General features: G+C 69.6%; 18 protein-coding genes and 2 pseudogenes. 14 read left to right on the top strand and 6 right to left on the bottom strand.

The window, feature by feature from the left end; translation table 11 throughout:
• Positions 1–233: 233 nt before the first annotated feature.
• Positions 234–3,242, top strand: a complete 3,009-nt coding sequence (gene uvrA / locus ABH941_RS15395) for an excinuclease ABC subunit UvrA (protein WP_370129719.1) — start codon at positions 234–236, stop codon at positions 3,240–3,242.
• Positions 3,243–3,345: 103 nt separating this feature from the next.
• Positions 3,346–3,816 (top strand): Rieske (2Fe-2S) protein, encoded by a 471-nt coding sequence (locus ABH941_RS15390; RefSeq protein ID WP_370129718.1) that lies wholly within the window; start codon positions 3,346–3,348, stop codon positions 3,814–3,816.
• Positions 3,817–4,060: 244 nt separating this feature from the next.
• Here the strand turns inward: ABH941_RS15390 and ABH941_RS15385 are convergent, their stop codons facing one another.
• Positions 4,061–4,522, bottom strand: coding sequence for a group II intron maturase-specific domain-containing protein (locus ABH941_RS15385; RefSeq protein ID WP_370129716.1), 462 nt, complete (start codon positions 4,520–4,522; stop codon positions 4,061–4,063).
• A gap of 114 nt (positions 4,523–4,636) precedes the next feature.
• On the opposite strand from ABH941_RS15385, the gene ABH941_RS15380 reads away from it, so the two are divergent.
• Complete coding sequence (locus ABH941_RS15380; RefSeq protein WP_370129714.1) at positions 4,637–5,170, top strand: DUF1707 domain-containing protein; 534 nt, start codon at positions 4,637–4,639, stop codon at positions 5,168–5,170.
• Positions 5,171–5,236: 66 nt separating this feature from the next.
• On the opposite strand, the gene ABH941_RS15375 is transcribed toward ABH941_RS15380, so the two are convergent.
• Complete coding sequence (locus ABH941_RS15375; protein WP_370129837.1) at positions 5,237–5,311, bottom strand: 50S ribosomal protein bL37; 75 nt, start codon at positions 5,309–5,311, stop codon at positions 5,237–5,239.
• Between the two features lie 46 nt (positions 5,312–5,357).
• Positions 5,358–6,206, bottom strand: a complete 849-nt coding sequence (locus tag ABH941_RS15370; RefSeq protein WP_370129713.1) for an SDR family NAD(P)-dependent oxidoreductase — start codon at positions 6,204–6,206, stop codon at positions 5,358–5,360.
• Between the two features lie 482 nt (positions 6,207–6,688).
• On the opposite strand from ABH941_RS15370, the pseudogene ABH941_RS15365 reads away from it, so the two are divergent.
• Positions 6,689–6,777: pseudogene (locus ABH941_RS15365) on the top strand (DUF1707 domain-containing protein); the annotation flags it as partial.
• A gap of 151 nt (positions 6,778–6,928) precedes the next feature.
• Here the strand turns inward: ABH941_RS15365 and ABH941_RS15360 are convergent.
• Positions 6,929–8,108 (bottom strand): annotated as a pseudogene (locus ABH941_RS15360) (APC family permease).
• On the opposite strand from ABH941_RS15360, the gene ABH941_RS15355 reads away from it, so the two are divergent.
• The gene (locus ABH941_RS15355) at positions 8,005–8,223 is read left to right on the top strand and encodes a hypothetical protein (protein WP_370129841.1); all 219 of its coding nucleotides are present in this window, start codon (positions 8,005–8,007) and stop codon (positions 8,221–8,223) included. The pseudogene ABH941_RS15360 and the gene ABH941_RS15355 overlap by 104 nt on opposite strands.
• Positions 8,224–8,341: 118 nt before the next feature.
• On the opposite strand, the gene ABH941_RS15350 is transcribed toward ABH941_RS15355, so the two are convergent.
• Positions 8,342–9,091 carry a DUF4118 domain-containing protein gene (locus ABH941_RS15350; protein ID WP_370129712.1) on the bottom strand — a complete coding sequence of 250 codons (750 nt, stop codon included), beginning with the start codon at positions 9,089–9,091 and terminating at the stop codon, positions 8,342–8,344.
• A gap of 647 nt (positions 9,092–9,738) precedes the next feature.
• Between ABH941_RS15350 and ABH941_RS15345 the strand changes: the two genes are divergently transcribed.
• The 7 genes from ABH941_RS15345 (at position 9,739) to ABH941_RS15315 (ending at position 19,312) form a co-directional block, all read left to right on the top strand.
• Entirely contained in the window at positions 9,739–11,106 is a 1,368-nt protein-coding gene (locus ABH941_RS15345; protein ID WP_370129711.1) for a hypothetical protein, read from the top strand.
• A 289-nt stretch (positions 11,107–11,395) separates the two neighbouring features.
• A complete protein-coding gene (gene kdpF, locus ABH941_RS15340; protein WP_370129710.1) occupies positions 11,396–11,485 on the top strand; it encodes a K(+)-transporting ATPase subunit F in 90 nt (29 codons plus the stop codon).
• Positions 11,485–13,149 (top strand): potassium-transporting ATPase subunit KdpA, encoded by a 1,665-nt coding sequence (gene kdpA / locus ABH941_RS15335; protein WP_370129709.1) that lies wholly within the window; start codon positions 11,485–11,487, stop codon positions 13,147–13,149. Before kdpF ends, kdpA begins: the two co-directional genes overlap by 1 nt.
• Positions 13,149–15,287 carry a potassium-transporting ATPase subunit KdpB gene (kdpB, locus tag ABH941_RS15330; protein ID WP_370129707.1) on the top strand — a complete coding sequence of 713 codons (2,139 nt, stop codon included), beginning with the start codon at positions 13,149–13,151 and terminating at the stop codon, positions 15,285–15,287. The genes kdpA and kdpB overlap by 1 nt, the downstream gene beginning before the upstream one ends.
• 33 nt (positions 15,288–15,320) lie before the next feature.
• Positions 15,321–15,950, top strand: coding sequence for a potassium-transporting ATPase subunit KdpC (gene kdpC, locus ABH941_RS15325; protein WP_370129706.1), 630 nt, complete (start codon positions 15,321–15,323; stop codon positions 15,948–15,950).
• Positions 15,951–16,043: 93 nt separating this feature from the next.
• Positions 16,044–18,629 (top strand): ATP-binding protein, encoded by a 2,586-nt coding sequence (locus ABH941_RS15320; protein ID WP_370129704.1) that lies wholly within the window; start codon positions 16,044–16,046, stop codon positions 18,627–18,629.
• Positions 18,626–19,312 carry a response regulator gene (locus tag ABH941_RS15315; RefSeq protein WP_370129703.1) on the top strand — a complete coding sequence of 229 codons (687 nt, stop codon included), beginning with the start codon at positions 18,626–18,628 and terminating at the stop codon, positions 19,310–19,312. Before ABH941_RS15320 ends, ABH941_RS15315 begins: the two co-directional genes overlap by 4 nt.
• Here ABH941_RS15315 and ABH941_RS15310 read toward each other — a convergent pair.
• Entirely contained in the window at positions 19,300–19,854 is a 555-nt protein-coding gene (locus tag ABH941_RS15310; protein ID WP_370129702.1) for a hypothetical protein, read from the bottom strand. The genes ABH941_RS15315 and ABH941_RS15310 overlap by 13 nt on opposite strands.
• A 145-nt stretch (positions 19,855–19,999) precedes the next feature.
• On the opposite strand from ABH941_RS15310, the gene ABH941_RS15305 reads away from it, so the two are divergent.
• Together ABH941_RS15305 and ABH941_RS15300 are read left to right on the top strand one after the other, a co-directional pair.
• Positions 20,000–22,051, top strand: coding sequence for an APC family permease (locus tag ABH941_RS15305; RefSeq protein ID WP_370129701.1), 2,052 nt, complete (start codon positions 20,000–20,002; stop codon positions 22,049–22,051).
• A 191-nt stretch (positions 22,052–22,242) separates the two neighbouring features.
• Entirely contained in the window at positions 22,243–22,554 is a 312-nt protein-coding gene (locus ABH941_RS15300; RefSeq protein WP_370129700.1) for a hypothetical protein, read from the top strand.
• Positions 22,555–22,661: the final 107 nt, after the last annotated feature.

Raw genomic sequence — 22,661 nt, 5'->3', positions numbered from 1 at the left:
CCCGTCACGTCCGAGGCGCGTGTCCCGCGTGGTTTTCTGTCGTTTCCCACGGCGGGGAAGCTCTCACGCTAGCGTCGTGTTCATCCCTTCGGGTGACGGTTCTCGATTGCCTCAAAAATCGAACACGTGCTCCCATAGAGTTCTCGCGTCGGGCGGTCCAGGATCGCCCCCTCCAGGGCCTCGCCCCGTCCCCGGCCGCCCGACGCCCCATACAATCCGGAAGGCGCAGAAGCGTGGCAGACCGCCTCATCGTTCGCGGTGCTCGCGAGCACAACCTGAAGAACGTCTCGCTCGACCTGCCGCGTGACTCCCTCATCGTGTTCACCGGCCTCTCCGGGTCGGGCAAGTCGTCGCTGGCCTTCGACACCATCTTCGCGGAGGGCCAGCGCCGTTACGTCGAGTCGCTGTCCTCCTACGCCCGGCAGTTCCTCGGGCAGATGGACAAGCCCGACGTGGACTTCATCGAGGGCCTCTCCCCGGCCGTCTCGATCGACCAGAAGTCCACCTCGCGCAACCCCCGCTCCACCGTCGGCACCATCACCGAGGTCTACGACTACCTCCGGCTGCTCTTCGCGCGCATCGGTCACCCGCACTGTCCGGTCTGCGGGCGGCCCATCGCCCGGCAGTCGCCGCAGCAGATCGTGGACAAGGTGCTGGAGCTGCCCGAGGGCACCAGGTTCCAGCTGCTCAGCCCGCTGATCCGGGCCCGCAAGGGCGAGTTCGTCGACCTCTTCGCCGATCTGCAGACCAAGGGCTACTCCAGGGCCAGGGTCGACGGCGCGACGATCCAGCTGACCGAGCCGCCGGTGCTCAAGAAGCAGGAGAAGCACACCATCGAGGTGGTCATCGACCGCCTCACCGTGAAGAAGAGCGCCCAGCGCCGGCTCACCGACTCGGTCGAGACCGCGCTCAAGCTCTCCGGCGGCACGGTCGTGCTGGACTTCGTCGACCTGCCGGCGGACGACCCCGAGCGTGAGCGGATGTACTCCGAGCACCTCTACTGCACCTTCGACGACATCTCCTACGAGGAGATGGAGCCGCGTTCCTTCTCCTTCAACTCGCCGTTCGGCGCCTGCCCCGAGTGCACCGGGCTGGGCTCGCGGATGGAGGTGGACCCGGACCTGATCGTCCCCGACGAGGAGAAGACCCTCGACGAGGGCGCCATCCACCCCTGGTCGCTGGGCCACACCCGGGAGTACCACCAGCGGCTGATCAGCGCGCTGGCCAAGGAGTTGGGCTTCCGCACCGACATCCCCTGGGCCGGGCTGCCGCAACGCGCCAGGAAGGCGCTGCTGTACGGGCACAACTCCCAGGTCGAGGTGAAGTTCCGGAACCGCTTCGGCCGCGAGCGCTCCTACATCACCGGCTTCGAGGGCGCGGTGCCGTTCGTCCAGCGCCGGCACTCCGAGTCCGAGACCGACAGCAGCCGGGAGCGCTTCGAGGGCTATATGCGCGAGGTGGACTGCCCGGCCTGCCACGGCACCCGGCTCAAGCCAGTGGTGCTGGCGGTGACCATGGCCGGGAAGTCCATCGCCGAGGTCTCCTCGATGTCCATCAGCGACTGCGCCGACTTCCTGGGCGCGATGGAACTCTCCGACCGCGAGAAGACCATCGCCGAGCGGGTCCTCAAGGAGGTCAACGAGCGGCTGAAGTTCCTGGTCGACGTGGGCCTGGACTACCTCTCGCTGAACCGCGCCGCCGGCACCCTCTCCGGCGGTGAGGCCCAGCGGATCCGGCTGGCCACCCAGATCGGCTCCGGCCTGGTCGGCGTGCTCTACGTGCTGGACGAGCCCTCGATCGGGCTGCACCAGCGCGACAACCACCGGCTGATCGAGACCCTGGTGCGGCTGCGCGACCTGGGCAACACCCTGATCGTGGTGGAGCACGACGAGGACACCATCCGTACCGCGGACTGGGTGGTGGACATCGGCCCGGGTGCGGGGGAGCACGGCGGCCATGTGGTGCACTCCGGTTCCCGCGAGGGACTGCTGGCCAACAAGGAGTCGCTGACCGGCGCCTATCTCTCCGGCCGGCGCAGCATCCCCATCCCGGCCATGCGCCGCCCGATCGACCCCGCGCGGCACATCACCGTGCAGGGCGCGCGCGAGCACAACCTGCAGGACGTGGACGTCAGCTTCCCGCTGGGCACCCTGACCGCGATCACCGGCGTCTCCGGCTCGGGCAAGTCCACGCTGGTCAACGACATCCTCTACACCCACCTGGCGCGCGAGCTCAACGGCGCCCGCAGCGTCCCCGGCCGGCACACCCGGGTCACCGGTACCGACCTGGTCGACAAGGTGGTCCATGTCGACCAGTCGCCGATCGGCCGCACCCCGCGGTCCAACCCGGCGACCTACACCGGTGTCTTCGACCATGTCCGCCGGCTGTTCGCGGAGACCACCGAGGCGAAGGTGCGCGGCTATCTGCCGGGCCGCTTCTCCTTCAACGTCAAGGGCGGCCGCTGCGAGAACTGCGCCGGCGACGGCACCATCAAGATCGAGATGAACTTCCTGCCGGACGTCTACGTCCCCTGCGAGGTGTGCCACGGGGCGCGTTACAACCGGGAGACCCTGGACGTCCACTTCAAGGGCAAGTCCATCGCCGAGGTGCTGGACATGCCGATCGAGGAGGGCCTGGCGTTCTTCGAGGCCGTTCCGCCGATCGCCCGGCATCTGCGCACCCTCACCGAGGTCGGCCTCGGCTACGTCCGGCTCGGCCAGTCCGCGCCGACGCTCTCCGGCGGCGAGGCGCAGCGCGTCAAGCTGGCCTCCGAACTGCAGAAGCGCTCCACCGGACGCACCGTCTACGTCCTGGACGAGCCCACCACCGGGCTGCACTTCGAGGACATCAGCAAGCTGATCAAGGTGCTGACCGGGCTGGTCGACAAGGGCAACACGGTGATCGTGATCGAACACAACCTGGATGTGATCAAGACCGCCGACTGGGTCGTCGACATGGGCCCCGAGGGCGGCAACGGCGGCGGCCTGGTCGTCGCCGAGGGCACCCCCGAGCACATCGCGACGGTGGCCGAGAGCCACACCGGCAAGTTCCTCCGCGACATCCTGGGCGAGCGGGTGTTCGCGCAGGAGGCGGCGGAGGAGGCCGCCGCGGCCAAGAAGCCGGCGGCGCGGAAGGCGGTGGCCAAGAAGGCTCCGGCGAAGCAGCCGGCGCCTGGGAAGGCCGCAGGGAAGGCAGTGGCCAAGAAAGCGGTGGCGAAGAAGGCCGCCCCCGGTAAGAAGTAGTCTCAGGAAAGCCGCATAGGGTGCACCCGGAGCCGAAACCAGCCCCGGGTGCACCGCGTCAGCGTGATGCCCCGCGTCACGTCTGCCGATGGAGCCCGCGACCATGACCCAGCCCGACGCCGCCCCCGCCATGGAGACCGCCGACTGCGGAGGCTGCTGCGGCACCGACCGACGCGCGCTGCTGCGCGGCGCGGCCGCCGTGGGGGTGGCCGGCGTCGCCGGGCTGGCGCTCGCCGCCTGCTCGACCGCCTCCGGCAGCACCAGCACCAGCGCCGCCTCCGGGCCGACCACGCTGGGGCCGACCAGCGATGTCCCGGTCGGCGGCGGCAAGGTCTACAAGGACCAGAAGATCGTGGTGACCCAGCCCGTCGCCGGCCAGTTCAAGGCGTTCAGCGCGGTCTGCACCCACGCCGGCTGCCTGGTCGACGGCGTGCAGAGCGGCGCCATCGTGTGCCCCTGCCACGGCAGCCGGTTCAAGGTCGCCGACGGCTCCGTCGCCAACGGTCCGGCGTCGTCCCCGCTGCCGGCCAAGACGGTGGCCGTCCAGAACGGCAGCCTGGTCTTCACCGCCTGACACATCCTGCCGCGATTCTCCTGTTGGGAGCCCCGCGCTCTGTGCAGGGTGGACAACTGGGAATGTCACCGCCAGTCGGTACGGTAATCCCATGGCCGACCCCTCGGGCAACTGGACTACCGCACGCAGCGTTGTGACTTTCTAGTAGGGTCGGGGACTGGCGCGGTGGCTTCCGCTCCGTTTCCAGTCCCCGCCACCTCAAACCGGACGTGCGGTTCTCCCGCATCCGGCTTTCCGACATCGTTCACCGCTGGGCATGCGCTGACGCCCCGCGTACGTTTCCGGTCAGGCGGTAGACCCCGAGCCGGGTGATCCACCCATAGGTGTAGCGGGTGGTCCAGTTCCGGCCCTTGAGGCCGTGTTTTCGGCTGGCGAAGATCGCCAGCCGCTCGTGGACGTAGCCGTCGACCGCGTTGAACTTCCGCCCGGAGTTCCCGTTGCGGAAGTACCCGGCCCAGCCCCGCAGGACGGGGTTGAGGTCGGCCACCACGGCGTCGACCGGCCGTTCGGTCCGGGAACTGGAGGTCGCCGCACGGATCTTGTCCCGCAGCACCCCCAACGCCCTGGCCGAGGGCCAGCGTTGCAGGTAGAACCTGCCCCGCCGCTTCCACGACTCCACCCTGCGGTGATGGAAGCCGAGGAAATCGAAGCCCTGCCCGCCTTCACGAAGGCAGACGATGTCGGTCTTCTCCGGATGCAGTCGCATCCCGAGCCCGCCCAGCACCGTGGCCGCCAGCGGCGAGCGCCCGGCCGAACCGGGCCAGCACCTTGCTGAATTGCTCAGGTAGTGGGCACGGTTTGCCTTGCTACTGTGGCTGCCATGTCGGAGGATCTGCCCGAGCTGCGGGCATCGCACGAGGATCGCGACCGCGTCGTGGACGCGCTGCGGGTTGCCGGCGGTGACGGCCGACTCAGCGCCGAGGAGCTCGACGCCCGGCTGGAGGGCGCGCTTTCAGCCCGGACGCTCAGCGAGCTGGCCCGGCTCACTGCCGACCTGCCGGTCGCGCCCGCAGCCAAAGATGTCCTCGTGGTCGAGCAACACGGTGGCAAGTACGTCCGGGACGGGCTCTGGCAGGTACCCGCGCGGATCGAGCTTCGCACGCGGGAGTGCCGAGTCACCCTGGACTTCACCCACGCGGTGACCACCTCGAACGTCCTGCGAATCGAGACGGACATGGTGCACGGCAAGCTGTTTATCGTCAGTGCGCCGGGCATCGTGATCGACACTGACGGGCTCACCCTCACCTACTCCAAGCTCAAGCTCCACTCCAAGAACGCCGCTGCCGATCCCCGTCTCCGCCTTGAGTTCGCCGGGAAGCTCCTGCACGCGAAGGTCGTCGAGCAGCGGCGGTGAGTCGCTGCGGGGGACGGCTCGGCCGAGGGTTTCGGCCGAGCCGTCCCCCGTGTCGGTCGTCAGTGTTCAGGAGCCGGGGCGGCTACCGTGGTTGCCGTTCTTCTTGCGGCGGTCGTGCTTTTTGCGGGCGCGTTTGGACATGGGTTCCTCGTGGTGGGTGTGCGCTGGAAGGCGGTGTGGCGCATCGTCAGACGGTCAGCGGTGTGCGCTCGGTGAGCTTCTCGCTGAGCTTGAGCAGGCGCTCGATGGAGCGCTTGTCGTTGACCTGGGGGCCGGGGGCGCTGAGCATCAGCTGGTTGTAGTAGGCGCCGTTGACGACTTCGGTCAGTGGGCAGCAGAGCGTGAGCAGGGTCTCGGCGACCTCGGTGGCGGGACGCCCCGAGGTCCCGTACAGCGGGCGGATCGCGGTCTCGGCGACGCCGGGGTGCACGGTGATGGCGGTGTGCCCGGCCGGGAGCCACTTGGCCAGCGCTCCGATGAAGGTGGTCAGGGCCAGCTTGGACTGGCCGTAGGCGACCACGCGGGAGTAGCGCTTGGCGCGGGTGAGGTCGGTCCAGTCGATGTTGGCGGTGCGGTGCAGGCTGGAGCCCAGGGCGACGATGCGGCTGTCGGTGCTGCGGGCCAGCGGGCGTTCCAGCAGGCGGGTGAGCAGGTAGGGCGCGAGGTAGTTGACCTGGAAGCAGAGCTCGTTGCCCTGCCGGGTCAGGGTGCGCCGCTCGGGTGCGGCGATGCCGGCGTTGTTGACCAGCAGGTCCAGGCGCGCATGCCGCTCGGCCAGCGCGGTGCCGAGCCGGTGGACCTGGTCGAGGTGGGCGAAGTCGGCGACGGCCTGCTCCAGCTGCGATGCGGGGGCGCCGGCCGCTGCCAGGCGCTGGACGGCGAGGGCGGTGTTCTCGGCGCTGGGGCCGTGGACGATCACCCGTGCGCCGCCGGTGGCCAGGCGCAGCGCGGTCTGGAAGCCGAGGCCCTCGGTGGCGCCGGTGACCAGGGCGGTGCGGTCGGCGAAGGCGAGGCCGTGGGAGGAGACAGAAGACACAGGGGGTCCGTTCGATGAAGGACCGGGCGGGCGGTGGCAGGCTCCGGTCCATGGAAGGTCAGACCTCACCGCACCCCGAACGGAGACGTCCGGAGTGCGGGAGCAGGCGGCGGGGCGCGCGTCGGCGCCGGACCGCAGGAGAAGGCGGGCCTGGAAGGGCGGTGTTCAGCAGCCGGGATGCGGCGGCCGGTCGTCGTGGAGACGGCCGGGGTGCGGAGCGGTGTGCTCCGGCAGGGCAGGGCAGCCCGGCGCCGTCACGGCGCTGTCGGTGCTGCGGATGAATGGGCCCATGGACCGATGCAAGCGGCACGGTCGGCACCGGGCAAGACGTCGAGGGGTTTCCTGGCGCGCTCTTGGCGGCTGACATCCCAATCCTGCCGCAGCCTTAACCAACGCCGCACCTCGCTCCACACCTCGGGCGACCCCGGGCCGTTGGTCGCAATGGAGAGCTTGCGCGGGCGTCTCAGGCGGACCGAGACCGGGTGAGGTACTGCGTGTCGCGGCGGGCGACGGCCGTCTGACTGCGGCCGAGTTGGACGAGCGCCTGGAGGGCGCCATGTCGGCGCGCACGGGCCGCGTCGTCGTGCGGCACCGAAGGCGGACAGTCGGCCAGTGGCTGCTGAGGAAGCCCGCACCCCTGTCTGCCCACGGCTGACCTGCCTGAGCCGCACCCGAGTTGGCCGGCGATGCGGCCTGCCGATCGGCTCTCGCAGCAGCGTGGTTCAGGTGCGGGCAGCGGTTTTGCGCAGGGCGTAGGCGATAGCGCCGAGTGCGATGACACCCGCTCCGACCAGCACCGAGGTCAGAGGCAGTGCGAAGGCCAGGGCCAGGCAGCCTGCCGTGCCGACAACTGGGATGATCCGCGCAGGTCGGCCTTCGTTCGGGGTCAGGGTCCACGCGGAGGCGTTGGCGATGGCGTAGTAGGCCAGGACGCCGAAGGACGAGAAGCCGATCGCCCCTCGCACGTCGGTGGTGGCGGCCAGGACGGTGACCGCCGCGCCGACCGCGAGTTCGGCGCGGTGCGGGACCTCGTAGCGTGGGTGGACGGCGGCCAGTGCGTGCGGCAGGTGCCGGTCGCGGGCCATCGCGAAGGTGGTGCGTGAGACGCCGAGGATCAGCGCGAGCAGCGAGCCGAGCGCTGCCAGGGCGGCGCCGAGGCGCACCACCGGGGCCAGGCCCCGGACGCCGGCGGCGCGGACCGCGTCGGCCAGCGGCGCGGCGGTGTGGGCGAGTTGGCCGGGTCCAAGGACGCACAGCACGGCGATGGCGACGGCCGAGTAAACCACCAGGGTGATCGCGAGCGCTGTCGAGATGGCGCGGGGGATGGTGCGCGCCGGGGCGCGGACCTCCTCGCCCAGGGTGGCGATGCGTGCGTACCCGGCGAAGGCGAAGAACAGCAGTCCGGCGGCCTGCAGCACCCCGCCGAAGGTGGCGTCCCGGCCGATGTCCAGACGGGCGGCCTCGGCGCTGCCGCCGCTCAGGCAGGTGGTCACGACCGCGGCGAGCACCACCAGGACCACAGCGACGATCACCCGGGTCAGCCAGGCGGACTTCTGCACGCCGGTATAGTTCAACCGCGGTCAGCACCACTACGGCGGCTACGGCTACCGTGTGCGTCTGCCCGGGCCACAGGTAGGAGCCGACGGTCAGGGCCATGGCCGCGCAGGAGGCGGTCTTGCCGACCACAAAACCCCAGCCGGCAAGATAGCCCCAGAAGGTGCCGAGCCGTTCGCGGCCGTAGACGTAGGTTCCGCCGGACTGCGGGTAACGGGCGGCCAATCGCGCTGAGGACGTCGCGTTGCAGTACGCCACCACGGCCGCCCCTGCCAGGCCCAGCAGCAGTCCGGAGCCGGCAGCGGAGGCGGCCGGGGCCAGGGAGGCGAAGATCCCTGCACCGATCATCGACCCGAGGCCGATCACCACCGCGTCGAACACGCCCAGCCTGCGCTTCAACTCCCCGGCCCCCGCCGGTGTCACTGGCGTGCCCGTCACCCGTCACTCCTCGACAGCGGCCTGAGGGACAGCGTGATCACGGTGCCTGACCCGGGGGAACGATAGCTGGCCCAGGGTCAGGCCACCTGCATGTTCTCGATGACAACAGTGCTCGCCGACACACTGGGGGGGGCATGCGGGGCTCAGAGCGTCTCCACCTGCCGCAGCGTGGAGTCCAGTGCGGCACCGGCCTGACCGGCCAGGGTGACTGCCACCAGCCGGGCCTGGGCGGAGGGAATCGTGCCCGGTGTGGGGTCGAGCATGAACCGGCCGACGTATCTGCCGTTGCCGAACACACGTAGTTCCACCTCGCTCGGCAGGCCGAGCCGGTCTGCGTCCCAGTGCCTGCGTCCCGTGGTGACGGAACCGTCGTACTCCAGACGCGGCGGATGCCCCAGGAGCGTGCCGTACTCGAAGCGGCAGCCGCGTAGCTCCAGCAGGTCGACCAGTTCGGCGCATACGTGGTCGGCGACGGCATGCGCCGATGTGGCGGAGTGTGCCAGGGCGGCAGCGTCGTGGATCCTGCCCAGGTAGCCGGCGTCGGTGACGGCGATCACCTGGAACCGGCGGGCGCGGGCCGCGAGCTGCGACACGGCCAGCCCCACCAGGAGCAGCAGCACGGCCGTGGTGATGTCGGACGAATTGCTGATCGTCAACTGTTCGTAGGGGTGGGTGAAGAAGAAGTCGAACCATACGGCTGCGCTCAACGCGGCCGTCGCTCCCGCCAAACGGTGCCCCAGCGCGGCGACCGCGACCACCACCACGACCTGCAGCAGCGCCACGTTGGTGTTGGCCAGGCTTCCGCGCCACGGCAGCAGGACCGCCGTGAGTGCCAACGGGCACAGTGCAGCCATCAGCAGGGAGACCGGGCCACGCGTGACGTAGTAGCGCATTGCGCACCTCCTGGAATCCGGTATAGGCCGATGTCACTACTCCGTACAAGCGGCACGGCGGGTCGTTAACGCAACCCTTGCGGGCGATGCCCCGCCTTGGCGGGAGTGGCCGTGGGGCTGGACCAGGTGGGCTGTGACTGTGAACCGCGCACAGTCCATCGGTGAGTGGGCGACAAGGTGCCGTCAAGATCCGGGCCCTTGACGTCAGGGGGGCGTCAAGAACCGGGCTGCGGCCGGAGGGCTTGCAGCACAGTGACCCCTCGGGGAGGGCCGGTGCCGTGCGGGACAACGAGACACCGGGTAGCTCATCGGGGCTCTGTGCCCCGGTATGGAGCGCGTCGGCCGAGGTGACGGCTTCCCCGGTCACGCGGATCCGCAGGGTCTGTGCCAGGGGTCGGGCCGTGTTCCACGGCTCGGGGAGAGGCTGATGCGGGGCGATGACAGTGGTGGGCGAACGCGAGCCTGGGGCTGGGACGCAACTGACGGAGGCGGCAGCCGGGGATGGGCCGGCCACGGGGGAGCAGGCGGGATCCGCGAAGTCTTCTGCTGCAGCGCGCACTTACCACCGGCGGATCGGCGCCGTCCAGCTGCGGCGACGCTCGCAGCGACTGCCGCGGTGGATCCGGCGGCCTGATCTTCCGGCCCGGTTGCGGCTGGTCACCGCAGGCTGTCTGGTGCTGGCCATCGTGCTCGCTGCGGTGTGCCTGACCGCCGCTGCGGGTACGCAGGGCACCTGGTCCACGGTCGCCGACCAGCAGGCGCCGCAGGTGGTGGATGCCACCGGCTTGTACCAGGCGCTGACCGACATGGATGCGCAGACCGCCAATGTGATGATGTTCGGCTCCGACGCGCAGTTGTCGGGCAACCGGGCCACCGCGCTGACCCAGTACGCGCAGGACCGTACGGTCGCGGACCGGGACCTGCAGCGTGCCACTGTGGACGCCGCGGGGAGCACCTCGGTCCAGCAGGCGCTGGTGGCGGTGCTGGACGGGATGGGCAGCTACCAGGATCTGGCCGGGCGCGCCCTGGAGCTCAACGAGCACGTCCGCGCCACCGCGGGGCAGCCGGATTCGGGCGCGTTGGCGGAGTACCGGCAGGCAACTGATCTGATGCGGCTCACGCTGCTGCCTGCGGCTGACCGGCTGGTGCAGGCCAACAACGACGCCTTCAATCAGACCTACGCCAGCGAGCGCTCCGCGCTGGGCACCGCCGAGTTGTGGACGCTCGTGCTGGGTGCGGGACTGTTGGTGGCGCTGCTGGGTCTGCAGGTGTGGCTGGCGCGCCGGTTCCGCCGGATCGTCAATCCGCCGCTGGCGGCGGCGACGTTGCTGGTGCTGCTGTTCGTGGGCCTGGCCGGGTCGCTGTTTCCCGATCAGGGCGATCACTTGCGCCATGCGCGCCGGGATGCCTTCGACTCGGTGGTCGCACTGTCCCGGGCGCGGGCGGTGGCCTACGACGCGAACGCGGACGAGAGCCGCTACCTGCTGGACCACGCGCGGGCCCCGCAGTACCAGGACGCCTTCGAGGCCAAGTCCCAGCAGATCGTCGCACTGCCCGGGGCGACGCTGGCCGGTTACGACGCCGCGCTGGTCTCCGCGATCACGGCCTACCGGGCCGACCACAGCGACGTGCGCTTCGGCGGTTTCTACGGCACCGAGTTCCGCAACATCACCTTCACCGGTGAGCGCGCGGCAGCGGAGCAGGCGCTGCTGCAGTACCAGGTGTACGAGCGCGACGACCGCGCGATCCGCGCCCTGGTCGACGTGGGCCATCTGCGGCAGGCCATCGCCTACTGCACGAACTACGCCCCTGGCGGCTCCAACGCCGCATTCACCGCGCACGACGCGGCATTGCAGAAACTGATCGGCATCAACACCGATGCGTTCGGCTCGGCCGTGCGCGACGGGCAGCGGGAGCTTGAGGCCCGCATCCCGGTGCTCGCGGGCAGTCTCGTGCTGGTGGCACTGCTCACGCTGCTGGGGGTCCGCCCACGGCTTGCCGAATTCCGGAGGTGACCAGTGCGCGCGGATTCGTGTCACCCGGTCGGCGCAGCACAGGCATCAAGACGGCGTCAAGGTTCCCCCGACTGGCGCAAGGGCGTCGTTAAGGAACGCGTTAACTCGGACTTACACACGCTTTCCTTAGCGGTGCCGCGTCCTCGCGGTACCGCGCCGGACCTTCCCCGGGCGGGTCGGATCCCAACCACTCCTGGGGTGCTTCTCTCATGCTCGACGTGCTGTTCGTCGGGGTGACGATCCTTGTGTTCGTCGTCCTCGCTCTGATCGTCAAGGCGGTGGAGAAGCTGTGAGCGCCGACAACATCGTGGGCCTGATCGTCGCGATCGGCCTGGTCGCCTACCTGATCGCCGCTCTGATCCTCCCGGAGAAGTTCTAGTGAACCCGACCCTCGCGGGCTTCCTGCAAGTCCTGGCCCTGGTGGGCGCACTCGCGCTGTCCTACCGGCCTCTCGGCGACTACATGGCCCACCTCCTCACCAGCCGCAAGCACCTGCGCGTGGAGCGCGGCGTCTACCGGTTGATCGGCGTCAACGGGGACGCGGAGCAGACCTGGGCCTCCTATCTGCGCAGCGTCCTGGCGTTCTCCTTTGTCTCGGTGCTGTTCCTGTTCGCGTTCCTGCGGCTGCAGAACCACTTGTGGCTGGCGCTCGGTCTGCCTGCGGTCACTTCCGCCACCGCCTGGAACACAGCCGCCTCGTTTGTGACCAACACCAACTGGCAGTCGTACTCGGGTGAGTCGACCCTGGGCCACCTGGTGCAGATGGCCGGCCTTGCGGTGCAGAACTTCGCCTCCGCGGCGGTGGGCATCGCCGTGGTGGCCGCGCTGATCCGGGGATTCACCCGCAACAAGACGGACCAGCTGGGCAACTTCTGGGTGGACCTGACCCGGATCGTGCTGCGCGTCCTGCTGCCGATCTCCATCGTGTTCGCACTGGTCCTGGTCGCTGGCGGCGCCATCCAGAACCTGCACGGCACCCAGGTGATCCACACCCTGTCCGGGGGCGTGCAGTCCATCACCGGCGGTCCGGTGGCCTCGCAGGAGGCCATCAAGGAACTGGGGACCAACGGCGGCGGCTTCTACAACGCCAACTCCGCGCACCCCTTCGAGAACCCGAACCCGTTCACCGACTGGCTGGAGATCTACCTGCTGCTGGTGATCTCGTTCTCGCTGTGCCGCACCTTCGGGAAGATGGTCGGCAACCACAGGCAGGGCTACACCATCGTCTCGGTGATGGGCCTGTACTGGATGGCGTCGGCAGCGCTGATCACCTTCTTCGAGAACCAGAACTCGGGCATCGCCTCGCAGATCGCCGGGGCGGCGATGGAGGGCAAGGAAGTCCGCTTCGGCATCCCCGCGTCCTCGCTGTTCGCAGCGTCCACGACACTGACGTCCACGGGCGCGGTTAACTCGATGCACGACTCGTTCACCCCGCTCGGCGGCGGTACCGCGATCTTGAACATGATGTTCGGTGAGATCGCTCCCGGCGGCACCGGTTCGGGACTGTACGGGATCCTGGTGCTGGCGGTCGTTACGGTCTTTGTGGCCGGTCTGATGGTCGGCCGCACCCCCGAGTACCTGGGCAAGAAGCTGGGTGCGCGGGAGATGAAGTTCGCCGCCCTCTACATCCTGACCACCCCGGCGATCGTGCTCTGCGGTACGGGTCTGGCGATGTCGCTCAAGGCCGGTCACGGCGGCGGGATGGCCAATAGCGGGCCGCACGGCTTCTCCGAAGTGCTGTACGCGTTCACCTCGGCGGCCAACAACAACGGCTCCGCGTTCGCCGGCATCGGCGTCACCAGCACCCACTGGGAGCTGGCGCTCGGCCTGGCCATGCTGTTCGGCCGCTTCCTGCCGATGGTGTTCGTGCTGGCCCTGGCCGGCTCCCTGGCCCGGCAGCAGCCGGTCCCGGAGACCAGCGGCACCCTCAAGACCACCAGCCCGCTGTTCGTGGGCATGCTCTCCGGCGTGATCCTGATCGTCGTCGGGCTCACCTACTTCCCGGCCCTGGCGCTGGGGCCGCTCGCGGAAGGTCTCCACTGATGTCCACCCCCACACTCGACAACCCGGCCCCCGCGCCGGCGGCCGACCCGCAGGCAGGTGAGGGCGAGCACCGCATCGGCGGTGGGCTGCTGGACCCCAAGCAGCTGCTCAAGTCCTTCCCCGACGCGGTCAAGAAGCTCGACCCCCGGGTGATGTTCAAGAACCCGGTCATGTTCGTGGTCGAGGTCGGCTCGGTGCTGACCACGATCTCGGCGATCGAGAAGCCCAGCACCTTCGCCTGGGTGATCACCGTGTGGCTGTGGCTGACGACCGTGTTCGCCAACCTGGCCGAGGCCGTGGCCGAGGGCCGCGGCAAGGCCCAGGCCGACACCCTGCGCAAGACCAAGACCGACACCGTGGCCCGCCGCGTCGTCGGCACCTGGACGCCCGGCACGACCGGCGTGGCCGAGGAGGAGATCCCGGCCGCCGAGCTGCAGTTGGGCGACCATGTGATCGTCGAGGCCGGGCAGATCATCCCCGGGGACGGCGATGTGGTCGAGGGCGTGGCCAGCGTGGACGAGTCGGCGATCACCGGCGAGTCCGCCCCTGTGATCCGGGAGTCCGGCGGTGACCGGTCGGCCGTGACCGGTGGCACGAAGGTGCTGTCGGACCGGGTCGTCGTGAAGATCACCTCGGAGCCCGGCAAGACCTTCATCGACCGCATGATTGCCCTGGTCGAGGGGGCATCAAGGCAGAAGACCCCCAACGAGATCGCGCTGAACATCCTGCTGGCGTCGCTGACCATCGTGTTCCTGCTGGCGGTGGTGACGCTGCAGCCGATGGCGAAGTTCGCCGGGGCCGAGCAGAGCATCGTGGTGCTGGTCGCGCTGCTGGTGGCGCTGATTCCGACGACCATCGGCGCGTTGCTGTCGGCGATCGGCATCGCAGGCATGGACCGGCTGGTGCAGCGCAACGTGCTGGCCATGTCCGGCCGCGCGGTCGAGGCCGCCGGCGACGTCTCCACCCTGCTGCTGGACAAGACCGGCACCATCACCTTCGGCAACCGCCAGGCTGCCGAGTTCTTGACGGTCGGTGGGGTGACGGAGGCTGATCTCGCCGACGCAGCCCAGCTTTCCAGCCTCGCCGATGAGACCCCTGAGGGCCGTTCCATCGTCGTGCTGGCGAAGGAGAAGTACGGGCTGCGTGAGCGCGCGCAGGGCGAGCTGAGCCACGCCACCTGGATCGAGTTCACCGCCCAGACCCGCATGTCCGGTGTGGACCTGGACGAGAAGGACGGCGTGCACGCCACCCGCAAGGGCGCGGCAGCCGCGGTGGCCACCTGGGTCAGGGAGAACAACGGGGTCACCGACAACGAGCTGGACGTCGCGGTCGAGCGGATCTCCAACCTCGGCGGCACCCCGCTGGTGGTCGCGGACAAGCGCGGCGGCCAGCCCGCCCGGGTGCTCGGGGTCATCTACCTCAAGGACGTGGTCAAGCCCGGCATCCGCCAGCGCTTCGAGGAGATGCGCGCGATGGGCATCAAGACCGTCATGATCACCGGCGACAACCCGCTGACGGCCGCCGCGATCGCGGAGGAGGCCGGGGTGGACGACTTCCTCGCCGAGGCCACCCCCGAGGACAAGATGGCCCTGATCAAGAAGGAGCAGGCCGGCGGCAAGCTCGTCGCGATGACCGGGGACGGCACCAACGACGCCCCGGCCCTGGCTCAGGCCGACGTCGGGGTGGCGATGAACACCGGGACCTCGGCCGCCAAGGAGGCCGGGAACATGGTGGACCTGGACTCCAACCCCACCAAGCTGATCGAGATCGTCGAGATCGGCAAGCAGCTCCTGATCACCCGCGGCGCACTGACCACGTTCTCCATCGCCAACGACGTGGCCAAGTACTTCGCGATCATCCCCGCGATGTTCGCCGTCGTGTACCCGGGCCTGCGGCACCTGAACATCATGCACCTGCACAGCCCGATGTCGGCGATCACCTCGGCGATCATCTTCAACGCACTGATCATCATCGGCCTGATCCCGCTCGCGCTTCGAGGCGTGCGCTACCGACCGGCCTCCGCGCAGTCGCTGCTGCGCCGCAACCTGGGCATCTACGGCATCGGCGGCCTGATCCTGCCCTTCGTCGGCATCAAGGCGATCGACCTGATCGTCCAGTTCATCCCCGGTCTGCACTGAAACCCGCAACGAGAAGAAGAGATGTGACACATCATGGCTAAGCCTCTTCCCACCCCGGTGCGGAACCACCTGACCGGATTGCGGCTGTTGCTGCTGTTCACCGTGGTCTGCGGTCTGGCGTACCCGCTGCTGATCACCGGGATCTCCCAGGTCGCCTTCTCCAGCCAGGCCAACGGCTCGCTGGTCAAGGACAGCAGCGGCAAGGTCGTCGGCTCCTCGCTGATCGGCCAGAACTTCACGATCGTGGGCAAGGACGGCAAGACCGTCAGCCCCGACCCGAAGTTCTTCCAGTCCCGGCCCTCCGCCGCCGGAGCCACCGGCTACGACCCCACCGCCTCGGCCGGCAGCAACAAGGGCACCAACGACCCCGGTCTGGTGACCACCTACACGCAGCTGAAGAAGGACATCGCGGCGTTCAACGGCGTCGCGCAGAGCCAGGTCCCCCCCGACGCGATCACTTCCTCCGGCTCGGGTCTGGATCCGGACATCTCCCCGGCCTACGCCGCCATCCAGGTCAACCGGGTCGCCCAGGCCCGCGGCCTGAGCGTGGGTCAGGTCCAGGCGCTGGTGAAGAAGTACACCCAGGACCGCACTCTCGGCTTCCTGGGCGAGCCCCGGGTGGACGTCCTCAACCTCAACATCGCCCTGGCCAAGCTCGGCTGACCCCGGGGCAGGCATCGGATCACGCCCGGCCGCGCGGAGACACCAGTCCCCGCGCGGCCGGGCCGCAGCCGTAGTTACGGAACGGAGTTCGTGGTGATCAAGCAGGCGGCCCAGCCGCCGCCGCGCAGCAGCGGCAGCGCGAGCAGGGGAAAGCTGAAGGTCTTCCTGGGCTCGGCGCCCGGTGTCGGCAAGACCTACAAGATGCTGGACGAGGCCCAGCGCCGAGCCGAGCGCGGCACCGATGTCGTGGTGGCCTACGTCGAGTGCCACGGACGGCAGCACACCGAGGAACGGCTCGACGACCTGGAGATCCTGCCGCGCACCTACCGCGACTACCGGGGCGGCTCCTTCACCGAACTCGACGTCGACGCGGCCCTCGCCCGCCACCCGCAACTGGCGCTGGTCGACGAGCTCGCCCACACCAACATCCCCGGCGGACGCAACGTCAAACGCTGGCAGGACGTCCAGGAACTCCTGGACGCCGGCATCGACGTGCTGACCACGGTCAACGTGCAGCACCTGGAGTCGCTCAACGATGTCGTCCAGAAGATCACCGGGGTGCCGCAGCGCGAGACCGTCCCCGACGAGGTGGTCCGTCGGGCCGACCAGATCGAGCTGGTCGACATGGCTCCCGACGGGCTGCGTCGCCGGATGGCGCACGGCAACGTCTACGCCGCTGAGAAGGTCGACGCCGCCCTGGCGAACTACTTCCGTGTCGGCAACCTGACCGCGTTGCGCGAACTGGCCCTGCTGTGGCTCGCGGGCCGGGTGGACGAGGGCCTGCAGAGGTACCGCGCCGAGCACGACATCGACCGGGTGTGGGAGACCCGCGAACGCGTCGTGGTCGCGCTGACCGGCGGCCCGGAGGGCGAGACCCTGATCCGGCGCGCCGCCCGCATCGCCGACCGCTCCGCCGGCGGGGAACTCCTCGCGGTGCACGTAGCCCGTAGCGACGGCCTGGCCGATGCCAGCCCCGCCGCCCTCGCCGCCCAGCGCCAGCTGGTGGAGACCCTGGGCGGCAGCTACCACTCCGTGGTCGGCGACAACATCCCCACCGCACTGCTGGACTTCGCCCGCGCCGAGAACGCCACCCAACTGGTGCTGGGCACCAGCCGCCGCGGCACCCTGCTGCGCTCGCTCACCGGACGCGGCATCGGCGAGACCACCGTCGAACTGTCAGGCGACATCGACGTCCATATGGTCACTCACGAGCAGTCCGGACGCGGACGCCGCATGCCCGGCCTTGGCCGCCTGCACTCGCCCGGCCGTCGCCTCACCGGTCTGGTGGCCGGTCTGGTCGTGCCCCCGCTGCTGACCCTGGCGCTCACCCAGACCCGCGGCTCCATCAACCTGACCAGCGACGCCCTGCTGTTCCTGGTCGCCGTGGTCGGCATCGCGCTGCTGGGCGGCATCGCCTCCGCCCTGCTGGCTTCGGTGACCGCCTCACTGCTCCTCAACTACTACTTCATCCCACCCATCCACCGCTTCACCATCTCTGCGCCCAACAACGTCCTGGCACTGGCCGTCTTCGCGACCGTGGCGCTGGTCGTGGCGAGCATCGTGGACCAGGCGACACGGCTGGCCAAGCGCGCGGCCCGGGCCACCGCCGAGGCCGAGACGCTGTCCGCCCTCGCGGGCAGCGTGCTGCGTGGCGACCAAGCGGTCCCTGCGCTCCTGGCGCGGCTGCGGGAGACCTTCGCCATGGAGTCGGTGACCCTGCTGGACGCGAGTACCGGTGACGAGGTCGCCTATGCCGAGTCCCCGCACCAGGCCACCAGCAGCGAGGAACAGTCCCTGGCCGCACCGGTGCACGCCCTCGAAGAGGTCGCCGTCGGCCAGGACGCCACGCTGATGCTGCGCGGGCGCCCGCTGCCCGCAGCCGACCGGCGGGTGCTGGCCGCGTTCGCCGCGCACGTCGCCGTCGCCCTGGAACGCGCCCGCCTGGCCGAAGCCGCCGCCGAGATCGAACCGGTCAAAGCCGCCGACCGGCTGCGCACCGCCCTGCTCGCCGCCGTCAGCCACGACCTGCGCACCCCCCTGGCCGTCGCCCGGGCCTCGGTCAGCTCCCTGCGCAATCAGGACGTCGAATTCTCCGAGGAGGACCAGGCCGAACTGCTCACCAGCGCTGAGGACTCCCTGGTCAAACTGACCCATCTGGTCGACAACCTCCTGGACATGAGCCGCCTGCAAGCAGGCGCCCTCACCCTGGACCTTCAGCCGACCGCGCTGGAGGACGTGGTCTCCCTCGCCGTGGACTCCCTGACCGACACCCCCGTCCTGGTGCGTACCCAGGGCCTGGAGCAGGCTTCGGCCGTGGTCGCCGACGCCCCGCTGCTGGAACGGGTGATCGCCAACTTGCTGGCCAATGCCCTGCGTCACGCGGGCGGAGAGCCTGTACTGGTGACCGCCAGTGCGATCGCCGACCGCGTCGAGATCCGCGTCGTCGACCGCGGCCCCGGCCTGCCGATCGAGGACCGCGACCGGGTCTTCCAACCCTTCCAACGCCAGGGCGACACCGACAACAGCACCGGCGTGGGATTGGGCCTGGCCCTCTCGCGTGGCCTGGCCGAAGCCATGGGTGGAACCCTGACTCCCGAGGACACCCCCGGCGGCGGACTGACCATGGTCCTGTCCCTGCCCGCCGACCGCACCAGCACGGACGGAGCAGCCACGCCGTGACCCGCATCCTGGTCGTCGACGACGAACCGCAGATGCTCCGCGCCCTGCAGATCAACCTTCAGGCCCGCCAGTACGACGTCACTACCGCAGCGGACGGCACCCTCGCGCTGGAGGAGACCGCCCGCAGCCGGCCGGACGCGATCATCCTGGATCTGGGACTGCCCGGTCTGGACGGACTGGAGGTCCTGGCCGCCCTGCGGGTGTGGAGCACGGTCCCGGTGATCGTTGTGTCCGGCCGCTCCAGCGCGACGGAGAAAGTCGCGGCCCTGGACGCCGGAGCCGACGACTACGTCACCAAGCCCTTCGCCATGAACGAGCTGCTGGCCCGGGTACGCGCGGTCCTGCGCCGTCCGCCGATCGAGGGGGCCCCGACCGGTGTCGCCGTCATCGGCGACTACACCGTGGACCTGGCGAGCTGTACGGTCAGCCCGCGCCACGACGGTGTGGCCGCGGTGCGGCTGACCCCGACGGAATGGGGCATCATCACCTTGCTGATCCAGCATCCCGGACGGCTGGTGACCGGAACCGAGATCCTGCACAGCGTCTGGGGTCCAGGCCACGAGGGCAACACCAACTATCTGCGCGTCTACGTCGCAGGCATTCGCCGCAAGTTGGAGACCGACCCGGCCCACCCGCGCCACCTGCGCACCGAGCCCGGCATGGGGTACCGCTACGACCCGTGAGGATCCAGCTCCTCCTCGACCCCTGGCCGGGGCAGCGGCGGCGCGGCACCCAGCAGGGTGCACTCCGCCGCCCGCGCACCCATCCGGTCCAGCAGCGCGGCGTCGACGCGCTCGCGCCGCAGCCACCCGGCGCGGCGCGAAGCATCGACGCCGCGATCCAGCAGCAGCCACAACCCCGGGGTGCCGACCACCGCCTCGGTGTCCAGCTCCACCCGGGCGCCGTCGGCGTCGCGCAACTGCATCCGCTCCGCCCGGCCCGGCAACTGGCGCAGCAGCACCAGGCGGCCGGTGTCGACCCGGCGCACCGACCACAGCCAGCGCACCTGAAGCCACCCCGGACCCGCCGTCACCCGGGCCGGCCACAGGATCAGCCCCAACACGCACGCCGCACCCACCGCCAGAGCCGCCCGGCCAGACGTCACCCCGCCAGCCACCAGATCCGCCCCCAGGAACAGGACGCCGCACACCAGTGCCCCGCGCACGGCAAAGCGCGCCGAGGCACGCCAGCCCGCGTCGGCCACAGGTCCGCGATGGCGCTCCATGGCCCGGACGCTAGATCGCGCGCGTAAGGCCACAGCCTCGCTCTAACGCGCCCTTAGCGCAGACGCGCGAATCTTGACGCTTTCCTGACGCGCCGCACCCCCGGATTCCCCCATCCGGTTGTCACGGCCCCCTACGCTCGCCTCTGTGCTGAACCTGCCCCAGGTGTTCAAACGCCTCGTCATCGGCCCGGCCATGCGTAGCGAGGAGCTGGGGGAGACCCTGCTGCCCAAGCGCCTGGCGCTGCCGATCTTCGCCTCCGACCCGCTGTCCTCCGTGGCCTATGCCACCGAGGAGATCCTGCTGGTCCTGACCGTCGGCGGCACTGCCTTCCTGTACCTGACCCCGTGGATCGCCGCGGGCGTGGTGCTGCTGATGGCAGTCGTGGTGATGTCCTACCGGCAGGTGGTGCGCGCCTACCCCAGCGGCGGCGGCTCCTACGAGGTGGTGACCACCAACCTGGGCGCCAACGCCGGCCTGGTCGTGGCGGCATCGTTGCTCGTCGACTACGTGATGACGGTCGCGGTCTCGGTCGCGTCCGGCGTCGACAACATCATCTCCGCGTTCCCCAGCATCTCCGCCGCCCGAGTCCCCATGGCGATCGGGTTCGTGGTGGTGCTCAGCGCGATGAACCTGCGCGGAGTCCGTGAGGCCGGACGCGCCTTCGCCGCACCCACATACCTGTTCATCTTCGGCATCGTGCTGATGATCGTGACCGGGTTCGTCAAGATGCTGTTCGGCCACACCCCGGTGGCGGCCAGCGCCCACTACGCGATCATCCCGGTGGGCCACAAGGACACGCTGGCGGGTCTGGGCCTGCTGATGCTGGGCCTGCGCGCCTTCGCGTCCGGCTGCACCGCGCTGACCGGCGTGGAGTCGATCTCCAACGGGGTGCCCGCGTTCCGCAAGCCCAAGTCCAAGAACGCCGCCACCACCATGTCCGCCATGGGCATCACCGCGGTGGTCATGTTCATCGGCATCACCGCCCTGGCACTGGTCGCCAAGGTCCACAAGACCGACGACACCTGCCAGCTGGCGAACTACCCCGGCAACTGCCACACCGCCTCGCAGCCCACCGTGATCGCCCAGCTCGCGTCCTCGATCTTCGGCGGCGACCACAGCCCGCTGTTCTACTTCATCCAGGCGGTCACCGCCCTGGTCCTGATCCTGGCCGCGAACACCGCCTTCAACGGCTTCCCGCTGCTCTCCTCGATCCTGGCCCAGCACCGCTACCTGCCCCGCCAACTGCACACCCGCGGCGACCGCCTCGCCTTCTCCAACGGCATCATCGCCCTGGCCGTGGTCAACATCGCGCTGCTGTGGGCCTACAAGGCCGACGTCACCAACCTGATCCACCTCTACATCCTGGGCGTCTTCACCTCCTTCACCCTGAGTCAGATCGGCATGGTCAAGCACTGGAACCGACTGCTGGCCACCGAGACCGACCCCAGGGTCCGCGGCTCCGCGAAACGCTCACGGATCATCAACGGCTTCGGCGCCGGGTTCACCGCCCTGGTCCTGGCGATCGTCATGATCACCAAGTTCACCGAGGGCGCCTGGCTCGCCGTGGTCGCCGCAGTCCTGCTGTTCGGCATGATGCGCGGCATCCACAAGCACTACGACGCCGTCGCCGAAGAACTCGCCGTCGAGGACCTGAAGGCCGAGTCGGTACGCCCGTCCAAGGTCCACGCCATCGTGCTGGTCTCCACCATCCACAAACCGACACTGCGCGCACTGGGCTACGCCCAGGCCTTCCGCCCTGACACATTGGAGGCGGTGACAGTCGCGGTGGAGAAGGACTCCACCGAGGACCTCAAGGCCAAGTGGTCCGAGTTCGACATCCAGGTACCGCTCAAGGTCCTGGACTCGCCCTTCCGCGAGATCACCAAACCGGTGGTCGGCTACGTCCGCTCCATCCGCCGCACCAGCCCCCGCGAGGCCGTGGCGGTGTTCATCCCCGAATACGTGGTCGGCCACTGGTGGGAACACCTGCTGCACAACCAGTCCGCCCTGTGGCTCAAGAGCCGCCTCCTGTTCACCCCCGGCGTCATGGTCATCAGCGTCCCCTGGCAGCTCACCTCCTCCACCCGCGCCGACCGCCCCGCCCGACGCGCCCCCGGCTCGGTCCGCCGCGGCGAACCCGCCGTCAACCTGGACGCAACCGAGCCGCAGCCAGTGACGCGGACAGGCTCGGCGTGACCGGCCAGGACGCCCAGCACCGGGCCGAACGGTGTTAAGGATGCGGTAAAGTCGGCCTCCTCAAGGCACTGGCCCGCCACCACCGCCCCGGCGACACCGACGCCGGAATCCTGCCCGCCCTGTGGGGACGCACCAACCAGCACCACACCCCCTACTGGGGTGTCCTACTGTTCCTCACCGTCTCCGCCGCCGTGATCGTCGCCGCCGGCGGCCAGGACCAGCGCCTCGTCCTCTTCTACGCCGTCTCCGTCTTCATGTCCTTCCTCGCCGGACTCATCGCCATGGCCCGCTTCTCGCTGCGCGACCGCAACTGGGGCCACCTCGTCGTGAACACCGTCGGCGCAGTCGCCGTCGCCTTCGTCCTCGTCGTCAACCTGCTCCGCGGCGAACCCATCGCCTCCCTCGCCGCCGCCCTGCTGATCGCCGGGGTCCTGTACCGCATGTGGGTCAAGGCCGGACGCCCCCGCGGCATCCGCGACGCCACCGCCGAAGCCGAGGGATAAGAGACGGGAGCGGCACCCAAGGGCACGGCAGGATTCCCACTGCCACCTGACGGCTGTTCACCGGACCCTGCCGGTGGCCGGGGCCAGGCTCCTACCCATCACCGGAT

The organism is Streptacidiphilus sp. EB103A, from assembly GCF_041261405.1.
Lineage (GTDB): Bacteria > Actinomycetota > Actinomycetes > Streptomycetales > Streptomycetaceae > Streptacidiphilus.
This window is presented reverse-complemented; position numbering and strand designations above follow the sequence as displayed.

Coding starts and splice junctions, on each gene's coding strand:
- ABH941_RS15390 (WP_370129718.1), top strand. CDS start 3,346: ATGACCCAGCCCGACGCCGCCCCCGCCATGGAGACCGCCGACTGCGGA.
- ABH941_RS15385 (WP_370129716.1), bottom strand. CDS start 4,522: ATGCGACTGCATCCGGAGAAGACCGACATCGTCTGCCTTCGTGAAGGC.
- ABH941_RS15380 (WP_370129714.1), top strand. CDS start 4,637: ATGTCGGAGGATCTGCCCGAGCTGCGGGCATCGCACGAGGATCGCGAC.
- ABH941_RS15350 (WP_370129712.1), bottom strand. CDS start 9,091: ATGCGCTACTACGTCACGCGTGGCCCGGTCTCCCTGCTGATGGCTGCA.
- kdpB (WP_370129707.1), top strand. CDS start 13,149: ATGTCCACCCCCACACTCGACAACCCGGCCCCCGCGCCGGCGGCCGAC.
- kdpC (WP_370129706.1), top strand. CDS start 15,321: ATGGCTAAGCCTCTTCCCACCCCGGTGCGGAACCACCTGACCGGATTG.
- ABH941_RS15310 (WP_370129702.1), bottom strand. CDS start 19,854: ATGGAGCGCCATCGCGGACCTGTGGCCGACGCGGGCTGGCGTGCCTCG.